Annotated in this window: 2 protein-coding genes; both read left to right on the forward strand. The window is 43.3% G+C overall.

The genetic code is table 11. The features are described 5' to 3' along the window. Positions 1-702 (forward strand): lyase family protein (locus tag AC3LHT_RS10525; protein WP_488662860.1); only part of this gene is annotated, 702 nt, incomplete at its 5' end. Positions 703-725: 23 nt separating this feature from the next. Beyond that, positions 726-1,948 (forward strand): adenylosuccinate synthase (locus tag AC3LHT_RS10530; RefSeq protein ID WP_488662861.1); only part of this gene is annotated, 1,223 nt, incomplete at its 3' end.

Here is a 1,948-nt window from a genome sequence, read left to right on the forward strand (position 1 = left end):
CCCATGATCCCTAAAGAACTCTTACAAAAAATTCGCCGCATACAAATTATCCCCAGGGATATACACGCCGAGTTCCTAAGTGCGCTTGCTCTAATTGGCTCGGGCATTGAACGCCTTGCCGTGGAAATCAGACATCTTCAGAAAACAGAAGTGCTCGAAGTTCAGGAGCCCTTTAAGGAAAAACAAAGGGGATCTTCCGCTATGCCTCACAAGAAGAACCCTATTCTCTCAGAAAGGCTCAGCGGAATGGCAAGGCTTTTAAGAAGTTATGCACAGGTGGGATATGAAAACATAGCCCTCTGGCACGAAAGGGATATCTCCCATTCCTCCACGGAGAGGATCGTTTTTCCCGATGCGACAATGCTCATCTACTACATGTTAAAAAAAGCCAGTTATTTAGTGAAAAACCTCGTAATTTATCCTGAGAGAATGCTTGCAAACTTCTCTTGCTCGAAAAATCTTGTATTCTCGCAACGTGTAATGCTTGCTTTGGTTGAACACGGTATGAGCCGTGAAAAAGCGTATAAATTAGTCCAGAAATTGTCGGACAGGACGTGGCATGAAGGAATAGATTTCAAGAAGGTAGTTTTGGAAGATCCCACAATTTCCGAATATTTGAAAACACAGGAGATCTCAGAACTTTTCAATCCATCTTATTATTTGCGGAATGTGGAAAAAATATACCAGAGATTTGGCCTTTGAAAGATTTGAAAGGAGAGAATGGAATGAAGCGTATTGCTGTGATAGGTGCACAATGGGGCGATGAAGGAAAGGGAAAGATCGTGAATTATTTTGCTCGCGATTACAAATGGATCATACGCTTTTCAGGTGGAGCAAATGCGGGACATACCATTTATATAAAAGGGAAGAAGTATGTAAATCATTTATTGCCATCTATTGATCCTCATTCGGATTCTAAAGGCTTTCTAAGCAGCGGTATGGTTATAGACCTGGAAGAGATGTTAAAAGAAGTCGAAAAGATGGAATCTGATTTTCCGGGGATAGGGAAACGGTTTTATATAGACCCTGAGGCTTTCATTACTCTTCCCTGGCATAGGGAACAGGACCTACTCCTGGAGAATATGCGAAAAAAGCCTATTGGCACAACAGGAAAGGGAATCGGACCCACATACACTGACAAGGTCTCTCGCGAAGGCTTGAAAATTTACATGCTGCAAGATGAAGGTACATTATTTGAAAAACTTGAGGAGCTTTACACGCTAAAAATAGCACTATTCCGTGATAAATTCAGCATGAATCCTAAAGAGATTTTCGACTACCTTATAGACTTGCGGGACAAGCTCCTGAAGCTGGGAGTGAATTTAGCAAGTTCTATAGAACTGATGGCGAACTTTAAAGAAAATTCCCTTCTCTTTGAGGGGGCGCAGGGTGTAATGCTGGATCTGGATTTTGGCACTTACCCTTTTGTAACTTCCTCGACCTGCACCGCTCATGGGGTTATTTCCGCTGGCTTTTCAACTGCCGAACTCGATGGAGTTTTTGGCGTAATCAAAGCTTACACTACCAGAGTCGGGAGTGGCGTTTTTCCTACTGAAGAGCATGCTTCTATTGCTGATATTATTCGAGAACGTGGCGCTGAATTCGGTGCTACCACTGGCCGCCCGAGAAGAGTTGGGTGGCTCGATTTGCCAGCTATAAGGTATGCGAAAGCACGATCTGCCCTTACGCATTTGATCGTAACCAAGGGCGATGTACTGAATGGGTTAGATGAAATAAAGGTTTGCGTTGCTTATGAGATCGATGGAGCAGAAAGGAGAACCCCAGTTGTTTCGCGGGATCTGTTCAAGGCAAAGCCTGTTTATCGAACGGTGAGAGGTTGGAATTCAGTCAAGGACAAAGAATTTGAAGATTATATAAAGCTTATTGAGGAAGAAACGGAGCTTTCTGTGAGTTATGTTTCTTACGGCCCGGGCACAGAGGAAGTTTT

The sequence above is a fragment of the Kosmotoga sp. genome, assembly GCF_982836095.1.